Genomic DNA, 24,649 nt, shown 5'->3' with positions numbered 1-24,649 from the left:
ATTTAAAAGTTTATAAAATTATATAAAAACTATGGATATCAAAAAAACTGAATACAAAAAAACTGAATACAAAAAAACTGAATACAAAAATTTCTTTATAGAACTTAAAGATAAGATACAGCAATCAAGAAATAATGCCTTAAGGTCTGTTAATAAAGAACTTATCAATCTTTATTGGGAGATTTGAAAAAAGCTAAGTGAGAAAATAAATAATTCTTGATGGTGAAAAAGTGTGGTAGAGAATTTAAGTTCTGATTTGAAAAAAGAATTTCCTTGAATTCAATGATTTTCAAAAGATAATTTATGGAGGATGATTAAATTTTTTGAGTTTTATTCAGAAAATAAAAAACTTGCACCACTGGTGCAAGAAATTTCTTGGTCAAACAATATTATCATACTTGAGAAGTGTAAAGATGAGTTTCAAATTGAATACTATCTAAAACTTGCAAACAAAATGCACCTTAGTAAGAGAGTACTACAAAATAAAATAGAATCCCAAGAGTTTGAAAGAGTTTTATCAGAGAATAAAAATATGAGAATTCAAGCCAGAATATGCTGGGAAGTTGAATTTTTATATAAATATAGTTGATGATAAAATTAAACAGAAAGATGATAATGATACTATATGACTTTTGATTTGTAAAACAAAAGACAAAGAAATTGCAGAATATGCTTTGAAGTGACAAACAAATCCATTAGCAGTATGAGAGTATGTGTTTGAAAATTTATCAGAGGATTTGCAAAGAAACTTACCAGATGTAGAAAAAATAAGAGATTTTTTGAAGGATTTTTAATAATTTAAGATATTAAAAACCTACAAACTAAAAGAATTTACTCTCATATCAAAACAAATTGAATTATGATAAAAAATTATTTAGAAGTTTATAATATTATATAAAATATGTGCGGAGTATTTTGATTTAATTGGAAGGATGAAAATCTTGCTCAAAAATTAGGTGATTTGATAGCTCATAGAGGTCCTGATGGACAATGATTTTTTTCTGATGAAAATAATTAAATTTTTGGATAATAAAATTGATTTTACTAAGACTTTGAGTGTAAACAAAGAAGTAGTTTAAAAGTTTACAATAGAAAATATGGTTCACTCTGTGAAATGTTTTTAAATCTTATTTCACAGGGTAAAAAATTATTTAAAACTATAAAAATACTTGAAATATAGAAAATTTTGGATATTATAACAAATAATTCTAGAAAATTTAGTAGTTTAGTTAAAAATATGAGATATCTGAACAAATATATACTTGAGGTTTTGCAAAATAAAATGGTTTTTATAGGTTGACCAAGACAGGTTGGTAAAACAACTTTTTCAAAAGAAATTTCTAAACATTAGTTTATTATAAAAACAAGCTTTGAGTAGATAACTGTTTTCAAGTAATATTTTGAGACAAGAATATTGATATAGAAAAATCCTGAATTAGAGTTATAAGTGCAAGTAAATTTTTGACAGCATTAGTTTAGACAATAAATTAGATTTTGAAGAAAAAAATAAGTCTATATAGATAAAGTATGACCAAGATAAGATGTCTACAGATAAAAAGTTTATAGAATAATAATCTAATATTAAAAAAATAAATTGATAAAAATCAGTTTTTGAGTATAAAGTGCAGTAAATTTTAGTTTTGGAAAAATTTCATAGATGAAAAAGGTTCTTTTTGTAGTTTCAAATATAGGGGAATGATGATGAGCTGAGAATTCTTCAAGAACATTAGCAAAATCATTATTTGATATGTGATATGATGTAGATTTGCTTACTTTTTATGATTTTGATAATGAATATGATATTTGGGATTTAAATAGAATTAGTTTTGCTGATAAGTACTCAAATAATTTATTAACCAAATTTTATAGATTTTTTGTGAAATATCCCAAATTACTAAATAAACAAATAAAATCAAAAAATTATGATCTTGTAATTACAAATGCAGAAGATGCTAATCTTGTATGACTAAATACTAAAAAGTATTTTAGTAAAAATATTAAACTTATAACAGTAGTTAGAAATTATTTGGAGAATCATCCTGTTTATAAATATATTCAAGGTTTTCATAAAAATGCTGATTTTGTGGTATGAGTTTCTCAATATATAACTGAAAATATGAAAAAAAGGTTTGGTCTACAAAATATACAATCAATTTATAACCCTTTTGATATAGATTTTATAAACAAACAAAAAAAAGAAGAATTATCATCAGAAGATAAGCAACTTTTGGGAAACAAAACTAATCTAATAACAGTATGAAGGTTATCAGAACAAAAGAATTATTTTTTCTTGATAGATAGTTTGGAAACTTTACTAAAAGAAAAAGAAAATTTACAATGGCTTATCTTGTGAGATGGACCTTTGAAGAGTCAAATTATTGATTATATCAAATCCAAGTGACTAGAGGATAAAATAAAACTGTTGTGAGTAAAATCAAATCCTTTGAAGTACATTTATCATAGTGATGTTTTTGTTTTTGGATCTACTCATGAGTGATTCCCTAGGGCTTTGACTGAGGCATTTATTTCCTGAATCAAAATAGTATCTGTAAATTGTCCTAGTGGACCAAGTGAATTGTTGGCTAATGAGGTTTATGAACCTAATCTTGTAGAATGATACCGTATTGCTGATTATTGAGTACTGGTTGAAATGTGAAACAAGCAGGCTTTTGCTGATGCTACAAGATATATGTTTGAAAACAATCCAACTTTTGATATATCTAAGCAAGTAGAAAATATTACCATAGAAAAAATTAGTAAACAGTGGGATGATTTAATAAATAAAATTTAGTGTTTTATGAAAAATATTCTTATTGTTATATACAGTTTGGAGGTTTGATGAGGTGCTGAAAAATCTGCAACAATGGTGTGAAATTGACTTTATGAAAAATGATATAATATTAAATATCTTACTTTTTATGAAGCAAAAGAAAAGTATAATTTCAAATGAGATGAAATATGTTTGGATGAGAAATTATCTTTTAGTATTTTTGTTCAATTTTTCAAGCTTTTCAAAAGAGCCTGGCAGATAAGAAAGTATTGTAAGAAAAATAATATAGATACTAGCTTATCTTTTCTGGAAACATGAAATTTACCAAATGTTGTAAGTAAATTATTTTTTAATAAATCAAAAATTGTATTAAGTGTTAGAAACAATATAGATACTAGTAATTCAAAATTGTATAAAACTTTATTAAAACTTTTATATCCCAAAGCAGACTATATCACTACCATAGTTAAAGAAGAAACTCAAAATCTTATCCAAAATTATTGAATCAAACCTGAAAAAATATCAAATATTTACAATATGTTTGATATCCAAGATATTCAAAACAAATCTAAAGAATATCTTTGAGAATATCAAGAATTATTCAATAATTGAAAGTTTACTTTTATAAATATATGAAGATTTCACAAACAAAAAAATCAAAAAATGCTACTGGAAGCTTTTGACAAATTCCATCAGCAACATCCTAACTCTCAATTGGTAATATTATGAGATTGACCACTAAAGGAGGAACTGGAAGAGCAAAAAAACTCATTATCTTCATCAGCAGATATTCATTTCCTATGAATTCATGATAATCCTTACAAATTTTTGGCAAATAGTGATGTGTATATAAGTAGTAGTAGCTGGGAGTGAATGAGTAGGGTGTTGGTAGAGTCTATGGCTTGTGGATTGCCTATAATAACTACAGATCATCCTACCTGAGCCAAAGAGATAATGAAAAAAGATATTCAAAATTTTGATGAAGTGGAAGATGTTTTTCAAGAAGAATATTGAATATTGGTGCCTGTAAATAATTCTGAAAAATTATCTGAAGCAATGGAATTGATATATAATAATGAAGAACTAAGAAAAGATTATTCTAGAAAATCACAAATAAGGGCAAAAGATTTTGATGTTGAAAAAATTATAAGCAAATGGGAGAAGATTTTGTAAAAATACTTATTTAGTCAAACTCATCTTTTCTTTCTATGCTTTTGATTTCAAAATGGGTGTATCATAGGAAAAATAGTCAGGCTTTGATATATTCCAAAAAGTTATAAATAGTTCTGATTGTTTCTCCGTATCAGGTGTTTTGTTCTAGCAGGGTTATTTCTTGCCATTGGTCAAAAATATCTTTGGCTTGTTGGATAGATACAAAAGAAAGTTGGTCTATTTTGTCTTGGAAGTCTGAGGATGTTTCTTGTTGAAGTTTTTGAAAGAAAGTTTTGAGAAATTCTAGTGCTGGTTTTTTGCTCCTGGGGTTGAAGCTCATCCATTTGGGTGGTTGGTTGGTCCTATAATAAAAGCAATAAAAATATCTTGTTCATCTGACAAAATCAATCAAATCTTTCCGGTGTTGTTTTTTGTTTTTTTGTCTAAGTTTGGTGGTAGGTACCTTTTTTTGTTCAAACTCAAAAATTTCATCGTGCATCGCCCAAAGTTGTTGGTCTAGGTTTGGCATAAAATTGTTGATTTTTTGTTTGGTTTTGGGGTTTTTCTGGGCTTCTGCAGATAGGAAGCTGAGTAGATTTTGGGCTCTTTGTTGGAGTTTTTGTATTCTGCTATCCAAAATTTTGATTTTAGGGTCTAAAATGATGGATATTGGCTTGTATATATTATACACAGTTGGCTAATACAAGGCAAGCTATTTTTGTGTTATGTAAATATATACGATATTATTACATTCGCTGTATGTAAATATATCGGATAGTATTACATACGACGGAAATGGTTTGGGATTTGGTAGGGGATTGTGAGGCTTGGAAGGTTGTGATTTTGAGTTGTGGGGTTTGGGAAGTTTGGATTGAAAAAGTTGTTTGTATCAGTATAAGTGGTGTTAATTGTTGGGAGTGTTTTGGCTTAGATTTAGTTTTTTGGGGAGAAATGAAGAAAAATATATTAATAGTTATAGAAAATTTGTTGGTATGATGATGAGCTGAAAAATCTGCTACTATATTATGAAATTGATTAGAAAAAAAATGATATAATGTTGTGTATCTAACATTTACCAATTGAGAAAAAAAATATCATCATACTTCCAAAGAAATTTGTTTGAATTATCAAAAACCTACTACATCAATACAAGCTTTGATATATATGATAAAAAGAGCTTGGCAAATCAAAAAATATTGTAAAAAACATAAGATTGATACAAGTTTATCTTTTCTTGAAGCAGCTAATTTTGCAAATGTTTTTTCAAAAATTTTATGAAATAATTCTAGGATTATGTTGAGTGTAAGAAGTAATATTAAAAGTTCCAAATCAAAAAATGAGAAGAAAATGATTAAATTGTTATTTCCTAAAGCAGACTATATTACAACAATAGCAAAAGAAGAAGCTCAAAATTTAATAAGAGATTATTGAATTAAGCCTGAGAAAATATCAAATATTTATAATATGTTTGATATCCAAGAAATTCAAAACCAATCAAAAGAAGATCTTTGAGAATATCAAGAATTATTCAATAATTGAAAGTTTACATTCATAAATATATGAAGATTTGTAAGAGCAAAAAATCATAAAATGCTAATGGAAGCTTTTGATAAATTTCATCAGCAAAATCCAAACTCTCAGTTGGTAATATTATGAGATTGACCACTAAAGGAGGAAGTGGAAGAGCAAAAAAACTCATTATCTTCATCAGCAGATATTTATTTCTTGGGAGTGTACAACAATCCTTACAAATTTTTGGCAAATAGTGATTGTTTTGTATTTAGTAGTAGCTGGGAATGAATGGGTAGAGTTTTGGTAGAAGCAATGGCTTGTGGTTTGCCTGTAATTAGTACAGATTGCCAAGTATGACCAAAAGAAGTTTTGAGAAAAGATGTTCAAATTTTTGATGAGATACAAAATGTTTCAAAAGAAGAATTTTGAATATTAGTTCCTGTAAATGATTCTGAAAAATTATCTGAAGCAATGGAATTGATTTATAATAATGAAGAGTTGAGAGAAAATTATAAAGAAAAATCAAAATTAAGAGCAAAAGATTTTGATGTAGGAAAAATCATAAATGAGTGGGAAAGTATTTTATAAAATATTTATTTATTTAAAAAACCAATATGGATAAAATTGTTGTAATATGAATGTGATATGTCTGATTTCCTTTAGCTTGTGCTATTGCTAGAACAGAAAAGTATGATGTATATGGATTAGATATTGATGAATCAAAAATTAATTTGATTAATAATAAAATATCTCCAATAGAAGATAAGCAAGCAGAAAAAGATATTAGAAAAGTTAAAATCAATGCAACGACAAATAAAGAAATACTTAAATCAGCTAAGTATGTTTTAATAGCTGTGCCTACACCTGTGTTAGACGATAAAAATCCAGATTTAAGACCCTTAGAGTGAGTTTGTAATATGCTTAGTAATTATATAAGCAAATGAATGAATATAGTTGTTGAATCTACCATAAATCCCTGAGTTTGTGAAGAAATTTTACAACCTATATTAGAAAGTTCATGATTAAAGATTTGAATAGATTTTGAGTTATGACATTGTCCTGAAAGAATAAATCCTGGAGACGAAAAATGGAGTGTATATAATATACCAAGAAATGTTGGGGCTTCTACAAAAAAATGAACAAAAGATATAGCTGATTTTTATAGAAGTTTTTTAAATGCAGAAGTTAATGAGATGAAGGGCATAAGGCATACTGAAGCAACTAAAATTATAGAAAATACTTTTCGTGATATAAATATTGCTTATGTAAATGAACTTGCAAAATCTTTTGATAAATTATGACTAGATATTGTAGATGTAATTAATTGAGCATCTAATAAGCCATTTGCTTTTATGCCTCATTATCCATGATGTTGAGTTTGAGGTCACTGTATTCCTGTAGATCCTTATTACCTTATAGAAAGAGCTAAAAAAGCTTGATTTGATCATAAGTTTTTAGTTAATGCAAGGGAAGTTAATAATTCCATGCCAGAGTATTTGATAGAAAAACTAATACTTTCCTTAAATGAAAAAGAGAAATCAATAAAATGAACTAAAATAGCACTTTTTGGTATGTCTTACAAAAAAGACATCTGAGATATGAGAGAAAGTCCTTCAATAGAAGTAAAGGGTAGATTAGAAAAACTTGGTGCTGATTTGACTATATATGACCCTTTTATATCGGATTATTATAATTGAGATTATATAGATATAGTTAAAAGTAATGAAGCTTTAGTATTTGCTACTAATCATACTATATTTAAAAAAATTGAAGAAAATATAGAGTTATTAAGATGAAAAGTTATATTAGATTGAAGAAACTTTCTTAATAAAGATTTATTTTTAAAAAATTGAATAACTTATAAATGAATATGAAGATAGATAAAGTAAAAAGTAATTTAACATATATACATAAAGTTGAAGTATATAAATTTAACTGAAAATATTATACACAAAGAGCTTGGTTTTTTAATGAGTTGTCTAATTATTACAATATTAATCTATATTGTGTTTTATATACTGTAGATAAATTAAATTTAGATAGTGTTGAGGAATTAAGTGATAATATAGTTTTTTATAACTTTTTTGAATATTGAACAACTAATATAGATTTTATTAAAAATTTTAATAAATATAAATCAAAATTAAGTAATATAGATAAAAAAAATAATATTTATTTTATACATTATCCAGATTGACCTTGAAAAATTATTTGACTTTTATTAAAAAATGCAAAATTAGTGATATGGGTTAAAAGTGATCCATTAAATAAGTTCTTGAGATTGTGATCTTTTTATAAAAGAATAATAAAATTATTCCTATTTCCATTTTACTTTATTTACAATAAATTAATATCAAGAATAATATTTAAAGGCAATTTAATCTTTTATACATCGGATATCATCTTTAATAAAAAAAATCATATTAATCAAATAGAATTTATTTCTTGTTCTAATTTTAATAAAAATGTATCTCTAATAAAATCAGAAATTAACAAAAAAATAGTTTTTGTAGGTTCAGAAAAAGAACAAAAATGATTGAATATATTACTAAAGGCATTGAATAATATAAACAATAATGTTGAATTAAACATTATTTGATTAGATAGTATTTCAAAAAAAGAAAATCTTAGATTAGCTTAAAATTTGAATATTAAATTTCACGGTAAAATATACAAAAGAGATTTGTTTTATGAAAAACTTGCTCAAAATGATATACTCATAATGCCAAGTTTTGGAGAAAAACAATGAAAAACTCAACTTGAAGCTATGAGTGTTGGAGTAGTTCCAATATGTTCTGATTGAGGTTGAACTTATAGAACTATAGATAATTATTATAATTGATTACTTTTTAAACAATTAGATTGGAAGGATCTAGCAAAAAATATTGATATGCTTTATGAAAAACCTGAATTGTATAAAGATTTGAAACAAAATGCACTTGAATATATACAGGAGTTATCTTTGGAAAAACAAGTAAAAAAAATTAGTAAAACAATAAACAACTATTATAATGTGAAATAATATAAAATATATTCTAGAAATTACTTGAAATAAGTAAGTTTAATTATGTGAATATAAAAATATGCAAAAACCAATAATAATAGAATTTACTTGATTTTCTGGAAGTGGTAAAACTACAATTATGAATGAATTGATAAAAAATAATTTTTTTGATGATAATTTTTGTGTTTTTGACATAAAAACAAATAGTATAGATACTAACTTTTTGTCTAAAAGTAAAATAAATAAGCTTGTATCAATAATATTTTCTCTAATTAAAAATCCATCTTTACATCTAAATTTTATAACCTTGTTGATCAAGTCAAAAGCTAAATTTTGGAAACACTACAAAATGTTTGTATTTATGATTTATAGGTATGATAATGCAAAAATTAAATCTAAGTATCTAGTTTTTGATGAATATTATTTGAAGTATTTTTGACAGTTTTCTTCTAAAATTGATGATAATAAACTAGATGAATATATAAAAAATTTTTTGCCTTCAGAAAAAAATATATATCCAATTCATTTTGAGATATCTGACCACAAAGAGTGTATCAAAAGAAAATCAGAAAGAAATAAAAAAGAGTTTAGTGCAGAAGAGTTAAAAAAAAGAGTAGAAAAAAGAAAAAAAATTTGACCTAAGTACAAATATACTATCCAAAAATACTGCGAACTTACTAACAAACCATACCTAGAAGTAGATGGAGATGCTAGTATAGAAGAGAAAACTAAGCAAGTAATGAAACATATTGAATATATCCTAGAAATTACTGGAAATAAGAAAGAGCTGGGAAGTTAACTTTCTGGCTCTTTTTGAATCTTGCCAATTCTTTCACAAAAACTTGATTTTTTATCAATATTGAATAAAATACATATACATTTTTTCTTGAATTTAAGAAAAATATGGTAGTTAATTTTCTTGATTTTAGTAATTTTAATATACCTAAATGAATTTAAAAAGAAATATTTATCAAGATTTGTATGTACGAACTCAAAAAGAAGACAGGAAACCTTTGATTCTTAAATGAGCAAGACAGGTTGGAAAATCATTTGCTATAGAGCAGTTTGCAAAAAATAATAGAATTAAATTACACAAAATAAATTTTCAGTCACAAAAAGATGCTTTTGATATATTTGAAGGAAATCAAGACAGTGACTCAATTCTGACAAAAATTGAATTTTTTTTGGATGAGGATATTGACTTAGAAAATGATTTGTTGTTTTTGGATGAAATTCAAGAATGTCCAAAAGCTGTGAATTCTCTAAAATTTCTTTGAGAAGAGAAACCACAACTCAAGATAATATCTGCAGGCAGTTACTTATGATTGATGAAAAATCAAGAATCTTTCCCGGTTGGGAAGGTAGAATATATGTCTATGTTTCCTTTGTCTTTTGATGAGTTTCTTTTGGCAGTAGATGAAAAGTTGTATAATTTCTTCAAAAAAATTGATGTTAATAATATGAACAGAATTGATGATTTTTTTCACAAAAAACTATTGGATAAATTTTATCTGTATCTTGCTGTGTGATGAATGCCTGAAGTTGTGTTGTATTATGTACAATATTCTAAATCCTTGAGACTCAATCAAATATTAAACAATATTAGAGAAAAACAAAAAAATCTTTTGGAGTCTTATAAATCTGATTTTGCAAAACATTGATGAACAGTAAATTCCAATCATATACTAAATGTTTTTGAATCTATACCTATTCAACTATCAAAAACTGAATATGAAGAAACTGATAAATTTAAATTTACCTGAATTATTCCCAATCAAAAAGGATATAATGTTATCAAAGAGCCTCTTACTTGGCTTACAAAAGCAAGACTTGCTATACAAAGTTTTTTGATATCAGATATTCAACAGCCTTTAAAGGCAGAAGCTGAAAAAAATAAATTTAAGCTATTTATGCATGATATATGATTGTTGAATACTGAACTTGATATCCCTATCACTTCTTTATTGAATATTACAGATGAAGTTTGATCTTATAAATGATATATTGTAGAAAATTTTGTGGCTTGTGAGTTGTTTAATATTTTTGATCAAAATTTGTATACTTGGCAAAGATGAAAAGCTGAAGTAGAATTTGTAGTTAATATATGAGAATATATAATACCAATAGAATGCAAATCTTCTGTCAAATCAAGAAGAGCTAAAAGCTTGGACTCTTTTGTACAAAGGTATGCTCCAAAATATGCTTACAAATTTACAGCCCAAAACTATTGAAAAAAGAATTGATTTGAGACTATTCCTTTGTATCTTGTAGGAAAAGTTTTGAGAGAAAGAAAATATTAACCCTCTCTAAATCTCTTCAACTCTTTTCACAAAAACTTGATTTTTTTCTCAAAAAGATTCCAATTCTTTTGGTTGTATTTTTTAACTACCTAAAGAAATGAAATATATAGATATTCAAAAAAATCTTGAAAAATTAAAAGTATTTTCTAGTCAGGATTTAAAAATACTTAATGATAAACTATTAATTTTTTAAAAAATTATTTGACTTCCAAAATTATTTCTATAAACTAATAATAATTTTTAGTTTTTGGAAATAAAAAATGAATAAAGATATAGAAAAATTGCCTTATTTTACCTTATCACAACTTTCTTTTTACTTGAAAGATAAAAAGACTGCTACTGTGTATATAGATAACTGGCTAAAATCTGGCAAGATTCATAGAATAGCTAAATGAACTTATATTTCAGACAAAAAACTGAATGAATTTTCTTTTGGTTGAAAACTAAATAGTTTTATTGAATTTGTGGCTAGCAATCTTGTGTATACTCCATCATATATCAGCTTGGATTATGTGCTTTTTGAAAATTCAGTTTTGACAGAAAATGTATACAATATTACTTGTGTTAGTACCAAAAAAACAGCAAGTTTTAAATATAGCTTGTGAAATTTTACTTACAAATCTATCAAAAAAGATTTGTTTGGAGATTGGGAAATTATCAGAAAAGATTGATTTTGGGTTTACAAAGCATCTTTGGAAAAGGCATTATTTGATTGGTTTTACTTCAAAAGAGGAATTGTCTGGGATATTGATTATTTTGATAGCTTGAGACTAAATTTAGAAAATCTTGATCTTGAAAAGTTTGAAAAAATAGTTGATAAATATGAAAGCAAAAAACTAAAAAAAGTTCTTTTATATATTAAAAAATTGAAATGATAAAAGAAAGTATAAAACTATATTTGGAAGACTATCATATCAAAGCTGATATTATAAAAGTATGATACATCAAAGAATATTTACAAACTTTGATACTCAAACAAATTTATGAGTACGAAGCTGCAAAAAATCTGATATTTTATGGATGAACATCTACTAGATTTTTGTTTGGTCTCAATAGACTTAGTGAAGATCTAGATTTTATATGACAGGATTTTGAGGATTATCAATGACTGGCAGAGCATATACAAAAATTTTTTCACTCACATAATATACAAATAAATACTAATATACAAAAATTTAGAATAATTCTGAATTTCAAAGATTTTTTGAATGATTTTGATTTAAGCTTTGGGAATTCCAAGGATTTATATATTAAGATAGAAATATCTGATCATTTTGATTTTTGTAAAAACTATAATATACAACTTTATCCTATTTTTAAGCTAAATCAAAGTTTGGTGATAAAGTCTTTGGATAAGGCATCACTTTTTGCTACCAAGATAAATGCTGTTTTGTATAGAAATTGGGAAAAGCAAATATGAACTGATAAAATAACTGTGAAATGAAGAGATATCTATGATTTATTTTGGTATTTGTCAAATTGATTTGAGCCAAATATAGACTGTATAGATTGAATTTCAAGTAAACAAGATCTCAAAGAAAAACTAGACTATACTATCAAAAATATTGATTTTGACGAAGTGGTGCTTGATATAGAAAATTTTGTAGAAGATAAGTCTATAATTGACTTTATGAAAGATAACTGAAAAGATTATATTTTGGAAAATATTTCAAATTTGTAGTTTGATTGAAATTATACTATTTTTTCCTAAACCTCTTCAACTCTTTGACCAAATCTTGATTTTCTATTATTTTTGATTAATATACATTTGTATAAAAACACTACGAATATTTAGTTGATTTTTGGTGTTATGGATTGAAATCTTGATAAAATACTAGAAATATTAGAAAATGATATTTATGATATAAATATATCAAAATATTTTTCTAAACCTTCATTTTTGGTGTGATTAATATCTTTATCAGCTGAAAACAAAGTCTGAATTAGTTGATTTGATGCTTTAGATTATTCTAAATTAAATTACCTTAATAGATCTTGATTTCTTGAAATACTTTGAAAAGATTGTCTTAATAATAATGAAAATGATATTGCAACTATACATAAACTAACACTTATTGATGAAAATATTTGGGAAAAAGCAAAAGATATTGATAAGTTAGTTGTAAATATCCTTAAGAATCTAAAATTTGACTATTCTGCTTTCGATAATTTCTATAAATCTTTTAATTGGATTATTCGGGAGTTGTTATGAAATGTAGACACCCACTCCCAAGCTGACTTTTCTAAGAAGTGATGTGTGTTTATGATGCAAGTATATAAAGAGATTTGAACACTTAATTTTTCAATATCTGATAATGGTATTTGATTCAAAGAATCATTTAGATGAAGTCATTATTTTGATGAAAACAAAGAAGATGATTATTTTATCCACTTGGCGATGAATAAGTGAATTACCACTAGTAATGAATGAAAATGAAATGGTCTTTATTGAATGAAAGAAATTTTAAAGGCAACTAATTCTTCAATGAAGATATTGTCTTGAAATTATATTTATAAATTAATAAATGGTGAAGAAATAGGATTTGAAAAAATAAACTGATACTGGAAATGAGTATTGCTTGACATAGAATTTAATATGAGTAATATAGGATGTGAAACTATAAATAATTTGATTCAAAGATGAGTTTTAAAAGCTCCTGTTTCTATAGATGAAATGGATGATTTAGATGATTTATTCTAAAAAAATGAAAACAATTAAGCTTCAAAAATTAGTTTGAAATGTTTTGGTAGCAAGAAGACAAGCTAAAGATATTTTTGAGTTGGCAGAAAAAGATAATTTTCAGGTTGAGTTTGATTTTGAATGAGTTACTTTTGTATCTAGTTCTTTTGCTGATGAACTTTTTGCAAAATGATTTCAAAAATACTGAAAAGTTTTCAAAATTTCAAATTTGGATGATGATTTTCATAAAAACTTAATTAAAGAAGTAATTAAATGAAGACAAATGGAAGCTGCTTAATTTTCTTACTTACTTTTCCTAAACCTTTTCAATTCTTTCACAAAAATCTTGGCTTCTTTGAAATTCAGTCCCAACATTAGCAAATAAGTAAAAACTCAAATAAGCACTATATACAATAAATTTTCCCACCTATAAGCATTTTCTAGCACAAATATATCTTTGGTAAATAGATAATAAATAGTTGATACAACCAATAAAAACAATAAATTTTTCCCATAAAAAAACCAATCAAAATTGATTTTTTGATGTTGATACACAAAATAAAAACTTGTTATAGCTATCACAGCCCAGCTGACACCTGTGGCAATACCAGCACCCAAAGCTCCTAGAGTAGGTATAAGCAAAATATTTAAAATAATATTCAAAATCATAACAGCTACTAGTATATTTGTCCTTTTCTTAGCTTCTCATATTCACATAAGTATTGCTAGGTTGATAGTAAAGATTAGCTTGAAAACAGCAAAGATTACTAGATAAGTCAAAAGAGTACCACTATACAAAAATTCTTCACCAAATAATATTACTGATATTTCTTCACCAAACACTCCCAGTAAAAATATAATACTAAAAGCAAAAACTATAAAATACTTGTACAAAAAGTCTTGTAATAATTCTAATTTATCCATTTGTCATTTACTTTTTAATTCAGAGATAATGGGGAATAGTATACCTAGTATAGGAGAAAGGAAAAACATTACTATAGCCATCAAGCTCATATAGTTGGTATAATAACCAGCACTTTCTGCTCATCATATTACCAAAAGCATCTGTAGATCAATATTTTTGATGATTAGCATAGCATTGGATGCTATCAAAGCAGACATTCAGAAAAATATTATCTTTTTGAAAAGTTCTTGGTCCTTGATAAACTTTCAGGCAAGAATCTGTGAAGAATATTTGTACCTAAAAACCAAATAATAGATAAGATAGCTAACAATTCATCATACAAGGAAAGCATACCCATAATTTATAAGATCTCATATACCAAGTAAGAAAAAACTTATTACTAATATGCTTATTAGTACTTGTTTTAAAAATTCAGTGAATTTAGGGACAAATACATTTTGTACTGTTTTATAAATTCACTCTATTGGTTTTCTAAGATTCAAAAACAAAAATACTCACAAGAAAATATATAATATAGCAGTAGCTTCTGGGTGCTCTATGTATGTAGTTCAAAAATATTGTATAAAAAAATAAAATGCAAGTCATATAATTGCTGTCATTCATATATTGATATACCTAACTATCTTGTATATGGTAGTGACATAGTCAGAGTTGCTGTCTACTATGTATTTGGGCAGGAAATATACCATAGCTCAACTGCTAATACCTAGTGTGCTTAGAGTAGATAATATTCACATAAGACCTATCAAAGAGTATATGATACCTACTTCTGATACTGTAAGATCATTTGAAAGAATTACTCTGACAAAATATCCAAGAGGTAATCATAAAATAGCAAAAAGATATAGCCAAAATCACTTGCTGATAAGCTTGCTTGCTAGAGTCTGATCGGGTAGTAGATTTTTAGTTTTTTCGCTCATAGTTTGTAGGTTTTGTTAGATTTTAATGTTTCTTAGTTTTAGCTGTTTTTTTTGTTTGTGTGGTAATTTTTTTAATTTTTCGACATATGAATTTTTTGTGTCGATTTTTTTTGATTTTTTCGACATATTAATGTTGTGTGTCGAAATTATAATCATTTTCTTAATAGTTCAAACAATTCAATATTTACAAAATACTTATTTTTTCATATTTTGACCGGAGTCATATATCATTTGTCAACTAAAGAATTAAGATATTTAGAAGCTGTTTCTCTATGTATTCACAGATTGTTAACCAAAAACTCTATTTTTGTGTATGGATGTGAAAATATCATTTCAAGTAAATCTTTGCTATAAATTTTTGGTAAATTATCTTTTAAGGATTTTTTTGTGTTTCACATAAGAGTCCATATATTATTTATCATCTTTATAGTGTCTATAGAAGTTTTCTCAATTGCATCAAGCATATACAAAATCCACTCATCCCAAGCTTCATTGTCTCTTACATCCTGCAATAGTTTGTAATAATCTGATTTATTATTTATAATATAGTTACTTAAATATAAAATTGGCATATTAAGTAAGTCATTTTTTACTAAATACAAAATATTTATTATTCTTCATGTTCTACCATTTCAATCATAAAAAGGATGAATTGATTCAAATTGATGATGAATGATTGCCATTTTAATAAGTGGATCTATATCTTCTAAGTTTTTATTTATATATTGTTCCAAATTACTCATCAAATCTTTGATTTCTTCTGTGTTTTGAGGTGGTGTATATATAGTTTCTCAAGTTTGGTCATTTTTTAGTTTGGTTCACATCTGAGTTCTAAATCAAGCATTATTTCATTCAATTATTTCTTGAATTTGTATTATATCTTTGTTTGAAAGTATTTTATCGCTTTTTACTTTATTAAAACCAAATAGTAAAGCTTCTTTATAATTTATAACTTCTTTTGTTTGACTTGATATAAAACTTTTATCAATAGATGCTTTATATAACTCATCATGAGTTGTAATAATATTCTCTACTTCACTACTATCTTTTGCTTCTTGTAAAGACAAGGAATTTATCAAAATATTTTGATTTGGAATTTTTTGAGACAATCAATTAAGCTCAGCAAGTGCTTTGTGAGCTTCAATTACTTTTTTTATGATTTTGGGTTTTAAGAAATTATAATTTAATGGTAGCTTTTTCATAATAAATTTTTGATTAATTACTTTTCTAAAACTTTTTGGTTATACAAAAAAACCTAAAAAAATCAAACTAAACTGCTCATCAGGTATCGGGTTTTTAGTTTTTCGCTCATAGTTTGTAGGTTTTTTTAGATTTTAATGTTTATTAGTTTTAGCTGTTTTTTGCTATTTTTCAAGTTTGTGTTTAAATGATTATTCTGATTCTTTATTGAACTTATTGATTTTCAATGTATCTATTTTTTAATTTTTAAACATACTCAATGTATCTATTTTTTAATAGTTATTGCTCATTGTGTTTGAAACTACAAACAAATTAGTATAATTGTGATTATATTCGAAAAGAGTCCAAGAATTAGCTGTTTATAGCATCCAAAATTTCTTGATGAAAAACTCAATTGGTGGCAATAAATCAGTTTTCTAACTTTTCAGACTGTTGGTTGTATCTTACCTGCTTACCATAAATATCTGTGACTTTACCTCCAGCTTCTTCCAAAATGATATGAGGAGCACAACCATCCCATTGTCACAACTTGTTTGATAAGTTGATGTAGTTTCCTGCTTTTCATTCTGCTATTAGTCATAATTTTACTCATATACTTCCACAAGGTATATTTTCTAGTCATACTTTCTCTATGATTTCTAGATCAGCTGGTGAAGTGTGATTCCTGCTTGTTAGTATTTGTTTTTGGGATGAATCTACTTGTATTTCTTGAGTTCCTTGATCTGTCTCCAAGAATGATCATTTTCATTTCTCAGCAAAATACAATTTCCCTTCGCTTGGTTGGTATACAACCCCAATTACTGGCTGATCTTTCCTGATTAATCATACCATCAAAGAAAACTCTCAAGTTTTGTTGATAAAGTCTTTGGTGCCATCAATAGGGTCTATTATCCATAGATATTCTTCATTCTTTCTACTTTCATAATCGTCTTTGATTTCTTCAGAAAAGATTTTGATATTAGTTTGTTCTAGATGTGAAATCAAAATCTCATTGGCTTTGTTGTCGGCTTCTGTGAAAGGGGATTGGTCACCTTTGTATTCTATACTAAAATCTTTTTGGTATATTTTCATCACTTCTTCTCATGCTTGTAGTATTGCTTGTTTGGCAATTTCCAGATTGTTCATATAGTTTTCTTTATTTATAAATCTGTTTTTGTTTATATACAAAACCAAGAAAATATCAATAAATTTACCTTTAGGATTACTTGTTTGCCAAATATTTCTAAAAGTATGTTATGTAATAATTTGCTGGAAAGATTGTGTTTATAAATAGCTTGAAAAGAGTTGCTATTGATTTAGAAGTACAAATGCTTAAAGTGTACCTATTTTCAAAAAACTTTGTTTATCTTATCAAAAAACTTATGTGAATATTTTGGATAATTCCGGTTACTTTTTTGTGGGCTGTTACAAATATTGTCATAAAAAAGCTACAAAATCATAGTTTATCATCAGAGTATATACTTTTTGTGTCTTGATTTATTTCGGCTATTATCCTACTGATATCCAACTATTTTATGAATGGGATAGATTTTGGGAGTATCTTGACTTATTCTTATATATGAGCTATAGGTTATTTTTCTTATGTGCTACTTATCAACTCTTTTAGATATATAAATATCTGACTTGCGGTGCTAATATCAAATCTTTCTATTATATTTGCAAATATTTTGAATTATTTGTTTTTGGCTGAATTTTTGAGCTTTGACAAACAAATTATTTTGATAGCAATTTTTGCTTTGTTTTGATTGTATGCATATTTTCATTATCAAGACGACAACAAGGATATACTAAAATGACTTTTTTTGGCTTTTTCCTCAAGTATTTTGGCTTGAGTATGGTATTTTGCTGTAAATTATAATATGTCTGTGAGCTGAATAAGCTGATTTGAACTCAAAAGTTATGCTATTGTATGAGGTTTGTTGGTGTTGTTTTTGTATATAATTTTTTACAAATGATTTGATTATATCAAACAAAATACAAATACAATAAACCTGAAAAGAAGTTTGATTTTGGTATTATTTTTGCTTGCATTTATAGAAGTTTTTAGTGATAGTGCATTCTTTTCTATGTACAACTATCATGCCTGAGCTTTGTTGAATGTGTTGGCCTTGTTTGAGATAGCTTTCTCTTTTTTGCTTTGATTTCTGATCTTCAAAGAAAAAAACCTCAAAATTGATTATGTGATATTTTCTTTGATATTTGTTTTGTTGGTTTTGTTTATGATTTAATGATTAATTGGATTTATGGTGTTTGTAGGGACAAAAACTTCTTTAAAAAATATTTTATTTGTGTATAATCTTTAGGGTTCAATATTTAGAAACTAACTTACAATAAAAATGCAAAAATTATACAAAGATCTACTACAAAATTATATAGAAATGCTTGATATCCATATAGATTGCAAACAAACAGATATGCCTTTTCATGAAATAACAGAAGAATTTTATGAAAAGCTTTTTGAAATTGCTCATGAGATATGAGAAAGACATGTAGATGATTGAGGTAGGACTAGAGATGACTCTGTACAGGACCAAAAACAGAAAGCAGCTAGTCTGTTGTCTGATACAGTGCAAAAACTTGAGTCTAGTCTTGAAAATGATGATTTGTCTGAAGAAGGTAGAAAAATGGTAGAAGATTATCTTGATCAGGCAAAGCAAATGCAACAAAAAGCACAAGATTTATAAAAATAGCTTTGAAACAGCAATTTACCAAAAACCTATCCCATTACTGGGGAGGTTTTTTTTATTGACATTATGATAAAAATATTTATAAGCTATTTCAGTTTGTTGTTTTGGTGAATAGTTTTTTTATTTTCTAAGTAAATAGTGTGATATGAGACTTATTGAAAGTTGTTGAGAATATGTACGTTTGAGGAAAGATGGTCATTGACAATCACAAATTCCTGAGCATTTGGTAGAATTGCTACAAGAAACTCCAAAAACTTTTAGTGACTGAGAAGACTACCTTTCGCCTGCTGTTTCGAGGCAATTATCTATGCGGTCGGCTTGATATGAGGAGCGAACTCCTGAGGATGTGTTTGTAAGGTTTATGTTGGGAGATAAAAGGTTTAAAAATTTATTGAATGCTATAGAAGAGCAATTAGAAGAATTGAACTCTCCTCAAAATCCAGATTATATCAAATGACAAAACAATATGATAATTTTTCTTTGATATTATGCAAAAATATTCAATAGCTATGTTTTGCATTTTTTACAGCAAAATTGAACAGAATTTTTGGATAAAAAATATGTAGATTATATCCAGTTTGTCTCCAAAATGTATGAAAGAAAAATTGCAGAAAACTACTTAAGAAAGCAACCAATAAGAATACTCAATCAGTATCCTAGAGTCTGTAGGTGATCTTTGAAAATAAAGTCCTTGTTGTTTTCACTTTATGAGTATGAAACTCTGAATGCAAACAAAAAATTTAGACAAGATCTTTATCAATATTTAACCGGTTTGCCAGAAGTTTCAGAAATTGTATGGACTTCTCAGTCTGGAAGTTTGTGAACAGATAGAACCGATGGAGTAGGGTTTGTAGTAGAATTCGAAGATGGCCCTCAGCCCCAAGAAAAACCAAAATATTATCTACAACAAATATTGGCTGCTTTGGGTGAGCTTAAAAAAGAAGATTGAACTATTGGCTCTGACAAGCTTTATATAAAAATTCAAGAGCTGAGAAACTTTTTCATAGAACAATGTATTAATCCTTGATCACAAGAACAGCATGATAAAATAACAACTCAAAGACTTGTTCATAATTTTGCTTTTTTTGGATGACAAAAAGAAAATGCTGATCCAATATCTTGGCATGTGCTTAATGTTTTGGAACAACTAGCTTATGATCACAAACAAATTGATGATGCCAATTTGATAATTGATTATGTGAAAAAGTTTGTAGAACTTGTAGAGAAGTGACTTGCGGATTCGTATAGAATTTGATCTTATGATGTTAGATTATTGCAAGATATGAAGTTTTGAGAAAATACATTTTTCCCAAGAAGTAATGAAAATTATAATAAGATTTTCTAATTGTTGCTAATTTATTTTTATGATTTTAATTCTTTTTTGAGTAGGATATTCATTTGGTAGATTTTTAGATAATCTTTAAGATTTATTTTTTTAAGCTGACCTGTTGAAGTTATTTTGTATGTAGAATATCAGATCTTGTATATATATTCTATAATTTTCTCTGGAGTTTCTCATATTTGTTTGAAAAATAAAGGAGAAAACTCCATTACTATATTCAAATTATCTTGGTTTTCTAATAAGTTTTTCATTCCTTTGAGCACTTCCAATTCATATCATTCTACATCTATTTTGACAAAATTTATATTTTCTTTGTGTATATCAAGATCATCAAATCTCTTGATTGAAATTTTCTCTGATAGATTTTTGTCTTGTTTTATAACTATAGAATTTACAGCTGAATTATTAGCATCTATATTTATATTTAATTGTTCATTCTTATTTCATAATGCAAATTTTTTAATTGATACATTAGAAATATTGTTTAGTAAAATATTTTCTTCTAATGATTTAATGTTTGATTTTACTGGTTCAAAAGCATATACCTTTCACTCATCACCTACCAACTCCGACGCAATTAAAGAATAATAACCCAAATTTGCCCCTATATCCAAAAAAACATCACCCTTTTTGATATTGTTGACTAAAAAAAGAGAAGTTCATTTTTCTATATATCATCTAAGTTGTAAAGAAATAGTTATCCAAGGAACCGACTTGTTTACTTTGCATTTTTTATTAATTCATCATATTCTTATAGGAAATACTTTTTCTGATACAAAAAATAGTTGATGAATTTTTTTCATTATCTTTTTGAACATATAGTATATGCTAAATAAAGCAATAATTTTTTTTATGTAATAGTTCATTTTCTTTTAAACTTATAAATTATGTTTTTGGACTCTACAATTACTGATTTTCTTCAAGTTTCAGTTTTTGATAAAAGTTTTGGTAATCCTCTATATCAGAGATTTTCATTTCTGTGGCAGAACTTCCAAGAGTATATACAAATACATTACCGTTACCAAAAACTTTATTCCAAAATCCTTGATAAGACTCTACAAAATCAATTCTTTCATATCTTATGCTATGATAGGTTTTGTATATGATTCAATAACGATGAATTGCTCTTGATCATTCAAGTCTAAAAAACTGTACTTTGATGTACCATGCTAGTATACCAAGAAATGCTACTCCTATGAGTAGTGCTATAAATCAAATCAAATTGTTTGTGATATTGTCAAAGATGCCATCAAACCATGTTAGTTCAATATTTGTGGCAAAAAATATTAATAAAACAATCACTCCTACAAATATTCCTGCTGGTACTAGAGTATTGGAAAGACAAGGTTTGTCTTCTTTTAGTATAGATTTGTCTAGTGGTGTGTTGCTAAGTAAGCTATCAACTTGATCTACATAATCAAAAACATTTTGTACAAAATCTATTTGTATATAGTTTGATATAGATACTTTTCATCACTGTCATGTATTTACTATCTGTTCGCCAGCAATATTGATATATATGCTACCTGTATTTGTTAGAGGATATTTGGTGGTTTTTATTCATTTTATATATCTTTTGAGGCTGTGTTTTTTTTCTTGTATTATTATTCATTCATGAGAACAAATTGTGTCTGCAAACATTTTGTGGCTGTACCAGCCTGGAGAGTAGTAGTAGCTTAGGTAAATTATTTTTCATACAATTATAATAGCTGCTAATGCCAAGGCTCATATTAGTATATTTGTTCAAACAATAGGAGATACTATGAATCATATAATACCCAATATGCTAGCTCAAATGATAAAATACAAAAATAGCATAATATCAGATTTGATATAATCAGTTATAGAAAACTTAAACTCAAACTCTTTCATAAGGTTTTCATTTTTGATTCCTAGTTTTTTTTCTATGTTTTCAAAAAGATCTGGAGTTTTTTTGATGTGAGCAAATGTGATGTTGTTTCATGCTCATATTGAATTGAAATCAATACTACATGTACCAAGCATCTTGTCTATGATAGTTTCTCTAAATGTCACCTTGGTTATCTTGTCTATAGAGAAAACTGCATGATTGTTTACAAGAAAAGAAAACTGACTTTCTAAGCTACTTTCTTTCACATAAAATCTTGTAAAAGATACAGCAATAACTTTGTAAACCAATAAAATTAGAAATAAAGGAAGAAAAATAACAGTTGGAAGGATAAGTATTATGTTTTTGGTTAGGCTCATTTTGAAGCTGTCTTTGAATTCTGGATCATAGTCCAATGCTTCTTCTTGGGTGTTTTGGTATCCTATTAAATCATCTTTTTGTGTCTTTGTGTCTTGTGGTGTAGGCTGGTTGGTTTGCTGGGTAGAGTCTTGTTTTTGGGAGTTGGTAGAAAGTATTGTTTTGTCTTTGAGGTAGTTGATGTTTTCCATCATTGTTTCTCAGTATAGCATGTTTTTGAATATCACATCATTATTGCTTCATTGAGAGCTTACTCTAACATCATGAATACCAAAAATCTTTTCCAAAAAATTTTGCTGATTGTCTGTGTCCGAAACATTTTCAAATGGTATAAAACTATATCTTCTGGTAAGGAATCAGTCAGAAAAAAATACTGCATCGGTGTATACTCTATAATATCTTCTTTTTAGGTCAAGATAGGTGAGTATGACAGGTATAGCAACCAGCACCAATATTCACAAAACCAGTACTGTATATCCAAAATCTTCAATGATTTTTTTTACTATATCAAACAAAACAAATATTCAGAAACCAACTCAACCAAGATATCTTAGTGTAACATCTATGAGGACTCCAAGTCTGTGAGGTGCAGTTTCTTGTACTAACTTTTCTTTGCTAAGATGAAATCAGTTTTCTCTCATGCTTGCTTGTATCAGGTTGTATACTTGTAGTGGATTGTTTACATTTTGGATTGTGATGTTTGTAGTTCAGCTTCATGCTGATTTGATGTTGATGTCTCATGTCCCAAATATATTGTACTGGAAAAATCCAAGTATCACTCTAACTTGTACAATTTTGTCTATGTTTAGTTGGATTTCATTGTCATGAAAAAGAGCTCAGTATCAATAAATTATATTTTTGTCTCTTATCTCATATCTTTCTTTGTTGTATATTACTTTGAGTAATCAAAGACTTATCAAAAATCAAACAATTCATACTATCAAAATTCATACTAACTCTGTTTGGAAGGCAGATCCTACAACTCCGGCTAAAAACATTATCCCAAAAAACCACAATAAGAAAGTAGGAGTTGTTTGGGATAGAGTCATAAAACTTTTGAAGTTTGGCTTGAAAATTTGATTTTTTGTGTATTGAATTTGAGTTTCTGGAAGCATATCATCCTCAAATTTTGCTTGGAATATATTGTAACATTTTGGGCATTCTACATTTTTACCAAGATTTGCTTCTTTGATATCAAACTCATTTCAGCATTCAGAACATTGGATTTTGATATTCATTTTAATCTTTATTAAATATAAATTTACCTTAATTGTATATATTTTTTGCAAATAAAATCAAGATTCAATTTTTGTCTTGAATTTATGAAAAAATATGTTATATTGTGTTGTCTACTGCTGACTGAAAAGAGGTGTTGACCGATGTTTAGGATTTTGTTTGTTTTCATTGTTCTGGCTTTTGTTTCTATTTCTAATGCTTCTGGTTCTGTCTTAAGTTGGGCTTATACAGAAGTAGAAAATCACAGCAACAATAGTGTGATTTATAGAGCCGTGGGTGAGTCTATAGCTGATGAATCTGTGGGGATTATCTATGAATGCGAAGTAGGTCCAGATTATAAGTTCTTGGCTTTTTATGTTGGTACCGGAGAGGTTTATGAACAAAGTGTTTATGGAAATGTAGTATATCGATTTAGAGGCGATGATTTCCCAACTCACACCCAATGGTTTAAGGTTTTTAATGGTCATGCATTGGGTGTATCAAATCATTTAAATGAAGATGATGTTTTTGCATTTTTTGATAATGGTTTGATGGAGAATTTCGTCTATGTGCAAGTTGGTAATCTAACCCAGGTAACTCTTGATCTAAGAGGAGGTAAGCAGCAAATATTAAATGTTGTAAAAAGGTGTCAGTAGGCTTTAGCTTCCAAGAGGTTTTCTTCTTGGAAGCTTTTTATTTTGTATAAAAAAATTTGTAT

Annotated in this window: 24 protein-coding genes; 18 read left to right on the top strand and 6 right to left on the bottom strand. The window is 26.8% G+C overall.

Translation table 25 applies throughout. The features are described from left to right. The first annotated feature begins 31 nt into the window (after positions 1–31). From HLG78_RS01260 to HLG78_RS01245, 4 genes are all read left to right on the top strand, one after another. Positions 32–595, top strand: coding sequence for a DUF1016 N-terminal domain-containing protein (locus HLG78_RS01260; protein ID WP_231179154.1), 564 nt, complete (start codon positions 32–34; stop codon positions 593–595). Continuing rightward, the gene (locus HLG78_RS01255) at positions 564–794 is read left to right on the top strand and encodes a PDDEXK nuclease domain-containing protein (RefSeq protein WP_231179152.1); all 231 of its coding nucleotides are present in this window, start codon (positions 564–566) and stop codon (positions 792–794) included. The genes HLG78_RS01260 and HLG78_RS01255 overlap by 32 nt, the downstream gene beginning before the upstream one ends. A gap of 863 nt (positions 795–1,657) precedes the next feature. Next, complete coding sequence (locus HLG78_RS01250; RefSeq protein ID WP_231179150.1) at positions 1,658–2,791, top strand: glycosyltransferase; 1,134 nt, start codon at positions 1,658–1,660, stop codon at positions 2,789–2,791. A 6-nt stretch (positions 2,792–2,797) separates the two neighbouring features. Then, positions 2,798–3,943 (top strand): glycosyltransferase, encoded by a 1,146-nt coding sequence (locus tag HLG78_RS01245; protein WP_231179148.1) that lies wholly within the window; start codon positions 2,798–2,800, stop codon positions 3,941–3,943. Between the two features lie 10 nt (positions 3,944–3,953). On the opposite strand, the gene HLG78_RS01240 is transcribed toward HLG78_RS01245, so the two are convergent. Next, a complete protein-coding gene (locus HLG78_RS01240) occupies positions 3,954–4,559 on the bottom strand; it encodes a hypothetical protein (RefSeq protein ID WP_231179146.1) in 606 nt (201 codons plus the stop codon). Positions 4,560–4,717: 158 nt separating this feature from the next. On the opposite strand from HLG78_RS01240, the gene HLG78_RS01235 reads away from it, so the two are divergent. The 10 genes from HLG78_RS01235 (at position 4,718) to HLG78_RS01190 (ending at position 13,716) form a co-directional block, all read left to right on the top strand. Then, a complete protein-coding gene (locus tag HLG78_RS01235) occupies positions 4,718–6,022 on the top strand; it encodes a glycosyltransferase (RefSeq protein ID WP_231178984.1) in 1,305 nt (434 codons plus the stop codon). 26 nt (positions 6,023–6,048) lie between these two features. Then, entirely contained in the window at positions 6,049–7,314 is a 1,266-nt protein-coding gene (locus tag HLG78_RS01230; RefSeq protein ID WP_231178884.1) for a nucleotide sugar dehydrogenase, read from the top strand. Further along, positions 7,305–8,075, top strand: a complete 771-nt coding sequence (locus HLG78_RS01225; protein WP_231178852.1) for a hypothetical protein — start codon at positions 7,305–7,307, stop codon at positions 8,073–8,075. The genes HLG78_RS01230 and HLG78_RS01225 overlap by 10 nt, the downstream gene beginning before the upstream one ends. Positions 8,076–8,078: 3 nt before the next feature. After that, the gene (locus HLG78_RS01220; RefSeq protein ID WP_231178851.1) at positions 8,079–8,456 is read left to right on the top strand and encodes a glycosyltransferase family 4 protein; all 378 of its coding nucleotides are present in this window, start codon (positions 8,079–8,081) and stop codon (positions 8,454–8,456) included. Positions 8,457–8,517: 61 nt separating this feature from the next. Then, on the top strand, positions 8,518–9,237 hold the full coding sequence (locus HLG78_RS01215) for a GTP-binding protein (protein WP_231178850.1): 720 nt from the start codon (positions 8,518–8,520) through the stop codon (positions 9,235–9,237). 148 nt (positions 9,238–9,385) lie between these two features. After that, positions 9,386–10,738 carry an ATP-binding protein gene (locus HLG78_RS01210; RefSeq protein ID WP_231178848.1) on the top strand — a complete coding sequence of 451 codons (1,353 nt, stop codon included), beginning with the start codon at positions 9,386–9,388 and terminating at the stop codon, positions 10,736–10,738. 260 nt (positions 10,739–10,998) lie between these two features. Beyond that, positions 10,999–11,616, top strand: a complete 618-nt coding sequence (locus HLG78_RS01205; RefSeq protein ID WP_231178846.1) for a type IV toxin-antitoxin system AbiEi family antitoxin domain-containing protein — start codon at positions 10,999–11,001, stop codon at positions 11,614–11,616. Continuing rightward, entirely contained in the window at positions 11,610–12,419 is an 810-nt protein-coding gene (locus tag HLG78_RS01200; protein ID WP_231178844.1) for a nucleotidyl transferase AbiEii/AbiGii toxin family protein, read from the top strand. Before HLG78_RS01205 ends, HLG78_RS01200 begins: the two co-directional genes overlap by 7 nt. Before the next feature lie 129 nt (positions 12,420–12,548). After that, entirely contained in the window at positions 12,549–13,439 is an 891-nt protein-coding gene (locus HLG78_RS01195) for an ATP-binding protein (protein ID WP_231178803.1), read from the top strand. A gap of 4 nt (positions 13,440–13,443) precedes the next feature. After that, positions 13,444–13,716, top strand: a complete 273-nt coding sequence (locus HLG78_RS01190) for an STAS-like domain-containing protein (protein WP_231178762.1) — start codon at positions 13,444–13,446, stop codon at positions 13,714–13,716. A 5-nt stretch (positions 13,717–13,721) separates the two neighbouring features. Here HLG78_RS01190 and HLG78_RS01185 read toward each other — a convergent pair whose 3' ends face one another. The 3 genes from HLG78_RS01185 to HLG78_RS01175 form a co-directional block, all read right to left on the bottom strand. Beyond that, complete coding sequence (locus HLG78_RS01185; protein ID WP_231178761.1) at positions 13,722–15,263, bottom strand: oligosaccharide flippase family protein; 1,542 nt, start codon at positions 15,261–15,263, stop codon at positions 13,722–13,724. A 146-nt stretch (positions 15,264–15,409) separates the two neighbouring features. Then, complete coding sequence (locus HLG78_RS01180) at positions 15,410–16,465, bottom strand: Fic family protein (RefSeq protein ID WP_231178760.1); 1,056 nt, start codon at positions 16,463–16,465, stop codon at positions 15,410–15,412. A 349-nt stretch (positions 16,466–16,814) separates the two neighbouring features. Next, positions 16,815–17,588: a 3'(2'),5'-bisphosphate nucleotidase CysQ family protein gene (locus tag HLG78_RS01175; protein WP_231178746.1), complete on the bottom strand. Its 774-nt coding sequence runs from the start codon at positions 17,586–17,588 to the stop codon at positions 16,815–16,817. 182 nt (positions 17,589–17,770) lie between these two features. Between HLG78_RS01175 and HLG78_RS01170 the strand changes: the two genes are divergently transcribed. The 3 genes from HLG78_RS01170 to HLG78_RS01160 all read left to right on the top strand — a co-directional run bounded on the left by HLG78_RS01170 (position 17,771) and on the right by HLG78_RS01160 (position 20,495). Next, the gene (locus tag HLG78_RS01170) at positions 17,771–18,691 is read left to right on the top strand and encodes a DMT family transporter (protein WP_231178745.1); all 921 of its coding nucleotides are present in this window, start codon (positions 17,771–17,773) and stop codon (positions 18,689–18,691) included. Between the two features lie 108 nt (positions 18,692–18,799). After that, a complete protein-coding gene (locus HLG78_RS01165; RefSeq protein ID WP_231178744.1) occupies positions 18,800–19,147 on the top strand; it encodes a hypothetical protein in 348 nt (115 codons plus the stop codon). A gap of 148 nt (positions 19,148–19,295) precedes the next feature. Further along, positions 19,296–20,495: a hypothetical protein gene (locus HLG78_RS01160; RefSeq protein ID WP_231178743.1), complete on the top strand. Its 1,200-nt coding sequence runs from the start codon at positions 19,296–19,298 to the stop codon at positions 20,493–20,495. A gap of 17 nt (positions 20,496–20,512) precedes the next feature. Here HLG78_RS01160 and HLG78_RS01155 read toward each other — a convergent pair whose 3' ends face one another. After that, complete coding sequence (locus HLG78_RS01155) at positions 20,513–21,295, bottom strand: FkbM family methyltransferase (RefSeq protein ID WP_231178708.1); 783 nt, start codon at positions 21,293–21,295, stop codon at positions 20,513–20,515. 103 nt (positions 21,296–21,398) lie between these two features. Continuing rightward, complete coding sequence (locus tag HLG78_RS01150; protein ID WP_231178668.1) at positions 21,399–23,954, bottom strand: PH domain-containing protein; 2,556 nt, start codon at positions 23,952–23,954, stop codon at positions 21,399–21,401. A 141-nt stretch (positions 23,955–24,095) separates the two neighbouring features. On the opposite strand from HLG78_RS01150, the gene HLG78_RS01145 reads away from it, so the two are divergent. Then, a complete protein-coding gene (locus tag HLG78_RS01145) occupies positions 24,096–24,587 on the top strand; it encodes a hypothetical protein (protein WP_231178666.1) in 492 nt (163 codons plus the stop codon). Positions 24,588–24,649: the final 62 nt, after the last annotated feature.

It is taken from the genome of Candidatus Absconditicoccus praedator, from assembly GCF_021057185.1.
Taxonomy (GTDB): Bacteria; Patescibacteriota; Gracilibacteria; order Absconditabacterales; family Absconditicoccaceae; genus Absconditicoccus; species Absconditicoccus praedator.
The sequence above is the reverse complement of the archived record's forward strand: the minus strand, read 5'-3'. Positions and strand labels throughout refer to the sequence as shown.